Source organism: Streptomyces sp. NPDC051315 (assembly GCF_044455165.1).
Taxonomy (GTDB): Bacteria; Actinomycetota; Actinomycetes; order Streptomycetales; family Streptomycetaceae; genus Streptomyces.
This window is the reverse complement of record NZ_JBITEN010000045.1, coordinates 1-4,342: the sequence shown is the minus strand read 5'-3', so window position 1 is coordinate 4,342 and position 4,342 is coordinate 1. Positions and strand designations below refer to the sequence as shown.

2 protein-coding genes are annotated in these 4,342 nt (G+C 73.7%); both read left to right on the top strand.

Annotated elements, in window-relative coordinates; translation table 11 throughout:
• Positions 1-2,495 (top strand): SDR family NAD(P)-dependent oxidoreductase (locus ACIBBD_RS38670; RefSeq protein ID WP_399424696.1); only part of this gene is annotated, 2,495 nt, incomplete at its 5' end.
• A gap of 45 nt (positions 2,496-2,540) precedes the next feature.
• On the top strand, positions 2,541-4,342 hold a 1,802-nt coding region (locus ACIBBD_RS38665; RefSeq protein ID WP_399424695.1), incomplete at its 3' end, for a type I polyketide synthase.

Below are 4,342 nucleotides of genomic sequence, written 5' to 3'. Positions count from 1 at the left end.
TGGAGCCGGCCGTGCGTCAGCTCGCCCAGTCCGGTCATGGCGCGTTCCTGGAGATGAGTCCGCATCCGGTGCTGACGGTGCCGGTGGCGGAGACCCTCGAGGCGGCGGGCGCCGATGCCGTGGTCGTGGGATCGCTGCGCCGGGGCGAAGGCGGCCTGGACCGTCTGTACGCCTCCCTGGGGGAGGCGTGGGCCCGTGGTGTTGCGGTCGACTGGACGCCCGCCTTCGACGGGCTGTCCCCGCGCCAAGTCGAGTTGCCCACCTATGCCTTCCAGCGGCGCCGGTACTGGCTGGACGCGCCGAAGCCCTCGGACAGGGCTGCCGACCCGGTGGAGGAGCGGTTCTGGCGGACCGTTCAGGAAGGCGACCTGTCGGAGCTGGCCACCACCCTCGGAGTGTCCGACCAGGACGGGCTGCGAGCCGTCGTTCCCGCTTTGGCGGCCTGGCGGAAGGCGGAAAAGGAGCGCGCCATGGTGGACAGCTGGCGCTACCGGGTGGTCTGGCGGCCCTACGACCCACCCGCCACCGGCACCCTGAACGGCACCTGGCTCCTCGCCGTCCCGGAGACGTGGACCGACGACGAGCTGACGTCGCGGACACGGAACGTACTGCAAGAGGCGGGCGCCGACGTCGTATGCCTGAAGGCGCCGGAGAACGCGGACCGGGCGGTGTTGGCCGAACGGCTGGCGGATGTGGCGTCCGCCGACGAGCCGCCCGCGGGCGTGCTGTCGCTGCTCGCGCTGGACGACGCACCCGACAAGCGGAGCAGCGGTGTCTCACGGGGGCTGCTGTCCTCCCTGGCCCTGAGCCAGGCACTCGTGGACACCGGGCTCGCCGTCCCCCTGTGGGCGATGACGCGGGCAGCGGTCACCGTCCACGCCGCCTCGGAGGCACCGGACGCCGGACAGGCCGCCGTCCACGGTCTGCTGCGGGTGGCCGCGCTCGACGATCCGCAGCGGTCCGGCGGCCTCGTCGACCTGCCTGCCGGGGACAACGCGCACGAACTGCTGGCCCGTCTGCCCGCTCTCCTGGTCGATGCGGATGCGGGGGACGGCGCAACGAGGGGTCGCGAGACGGAGTTCGCCGTGCGCGCCGGTGGTGTGCACGTCCGGCGCATGGTCCGCTCGCCCCGAGGACCGGAGCCGGTGACCACCGGCTCCGCCTGGAAGCCGCGCGGCACCGTCCTCATCACCGGAGGCACCGGCGCGCTCGGCGCCCACGTGGCCCGGGACCTGGCCCGCGAGGGAGCCGGCCATCTGCTGCTCACCAGCAGGCGGGGGGCCGATGCTCCCGGTGCGGTTGAACTGGAGCGGGAGCTGACCGACCTCGGCTGCCGTGTCACCATCGCCGCCTGCGACGTCGCCGACCGTGCCGCGCTCGCCGCCGTCCTGGACGGCGTTCCGGACGAACTGCCGCTCACCGCGGTCGTCCACACCGCCGGGGCCGTCGACCTGGCCAGGCCCCTCACCGAGGTCGACGCGGACGAGGCGGTGGACCTTATGCACGCGAAGGTCGTCGGTGCCCAGCACCTGCACGACCTGCTGGGTGACCGTCCGCTGGACGCCTTCGTCCTGTTCTCCTCCGGTGCCGGCGTCTGGGGCAACGGCGGACAGGCGCCCTACGCCGCCGCCAACGCCCACCTCGACGCTCTCGCCGAGCGGCGACGGGCCGCCGGCCTGCCCGCCACGTCGATCGCGTGGGGCGCCTGGGCGGGCGGCGGCATGGTCGACGCCGAGGTCGGGGAGCAGTTGCTGCGCCGTGGCGTGCCCGCGATGGAACCGCACCTCGCCGTGCGGGCGCTGCGCGAGGCGGTCGCGGGCGACGAGACCAACCTGGTCGTCGCCGACATCCGCTGGGACCGGTTCGTACCGGCGTACTGCGCGCACGGGCACCGGCCGCTCATCGAGGACGTCCCCGAGGTCCGGGAGCTGCTGGCGGAGCGACGCCAGGAGGAGACCGCCGAGCAGGACGACACCACGGCCGTCGGCGGACTGCGCGGTGAACTCGCCGCTCTGCCGGCCGCCAAGCGGCGCCGCCGCCTGGTCGACCTGGTCCGGACCCACGTCGGCATGGTCCTGGGCTCCGGCGACGGCATCAGGGCGGGCAAGGCGTTCCGGGACATGGGCTTCGACTCGCTGACCGCGGTCGAACTGCGCAACCGGCTCGGCGCCGCGCTGGGCACCCGGCTGCCCGCCACCATCGTGTTCGACCACCCCACCCCGAACGCGCTCGCCGACCACCTCGACACCGAGCTGTTCCCGGCGGAGGACTCCGGCTCCGGCCTCGACCCCCGGCTCCGGGAGCTCGAGGCGGCCTACCGCGCCACGACCGACCCGGACGGCAGACAGCACCTCGCGGACGCCTTGCGCGACCTGCTGGACAGCTGGACGCCACCCACCGACGGGCCGGCGCACCCGGCCGTCGACGAGGAACTGGTCGACGCCTCCGACCAGGACATGTTCGACCTGATCGACAGGGAACTCGGGATCTCCTGAGCGGTCCCCCGACACGATCTCCCGATTCTCGAAGGGCTGACTGCCATGGGCAACACGGACCACACCGAGGACAAGCTCCGCGAGTACCTCAAGCGCGTCACCACCGACCTGCGCCAGACGCGGCGCCGGCTCACCGAGCTGGAGACGCGGGCGCACGAACCCATCGCCATCGTGGCGACCGCCTGCCGTATGCCCGGCGGCGTGCGTACTCCCGAGGACCTGTGGCAGGTCGTGGCCGACGGCGTCGACACCGTCTCGGACCTGCCGACCGACCGGGGCTGGGACATCGACGCCCTGTACGACCCGGACCCCGACCGGCTCGGCACGAGCTACGTCCGCCAGGGTGCCTTCCTGCACGACGCCGCCGAGTTCGACGCCGGCTTCTTCGAGATCTCGCCGCGTGAGGCGACGGCGATGGACCCGCAGCAACGGCTGCTGCTGGAGACCACCTGGGAAGCCTTCGAACGGGCCGGCATCGACCCCACCACCCTGCGCGGCAGCTCCACCGGCGTCTTCATCGGCGCCAGCAACCAGGCGTACGCCGTCGACGGCACCGGTGCCCCCGAGGGTGTCGAGGGCCACCTGCTCACCGGCGGTTCCGCGGCGGTCCTGTCCGGCCGTATCGCCTACAGCCTCGGCTTCGAGGGCCCGGCCGTCAGCCTCGACACCATGTGCTCGTCCTCGCTCGTCGCCCTGCACCTCGCGGTCCGCGCCCTGCGCTCCGGCGAGTGCTCCATGGCCGTCGCCGGCGGCGCCACCGTCATGGCGACCATGCGCAACTTCATCGAGTTCAGCCGGCAGCGCGGTCTCGCGCCCGACGGCCGCTGCAAGCCCTTCGCCGCCGGAGCCGACGGCACCGGCTGGGGCGAGGGCGTGGGCGTACTCCTGCTGGAGCGGCTGTCGGACGCGCAGGAGCGGGGCCACCAGGTCCTGGCCGTCGTCCGGGGATCGGCGATCAACCAGGACGGCGCGTCCAACGGGCTCACCGCCCCCAACGGCCCCTCGCAGCAGCGGGTGATCCGGGCGGCGCTGGCGGACGCCGGGGTGTCGGCGGCGGACGTGGACGTGGTCGAGGCGCACGGCACCGGCACCAAGCTGGGCGACCCGATCGAGGCGCAGGCCCTGCTCGCCACCTACGGGAAGGACCGGCCCGCCGACCGCCCGCTGTGGATCGGCTCGGTGAAGTCCAACATCGGTCACACACAGGCCGCTTCGGGTATCGCCGGCGTCATCAAGATGGTGGAGGCCCTGCGGCACGACATCGTCCCCAAGTCCCTGCACGCGGACGAGCCCACCCCCCACGTCGACTGGTCCTCCGGCACCCTGCGCCTGCTCACCGAGGCCGTGGAATGGCCCGAGCACGACCGGCCGCGCCGCGTCGGCGTCTCCTCCTTCGGCGGCAGCGGCACCAACGCCCACGTCGTCGTCGAACAGGCCCCCGCCGTCGAGGAGCCGGAGGCCTCCACCGCGGCGCGGCCCGACACCGTCGTCCCGTGGCTGCTGTCCGCACGCTCGGAGACCGCATTGCGGGAACAGGCGCAGCGGCTCGCGGAGCGCGTGCGGTCCGCAGACCTCGGCGTCGCGGACGTTGCCCACACCCTCGCCACCGGCCGTGCCGCCCTGGAGGAACGGGCGGTGATCGTCGGGGCCGACCGCGACACCCAGGTCAACGCCCTGCGCGCCCTGGCGCGCGGCGACCACCCCGCCCACACGGCACGGGGCCTCACCACGAGGCCGGGCGAGAGCGTCGACCCGGTGTTCGTGTTCCCGGGGCAGGGGGCGCAGTGGGTGGGGATGGCGGTGGAGCTGCTGGAGTCGTCTTCGGTGTTCGCGGCGCGGTTCGCCGA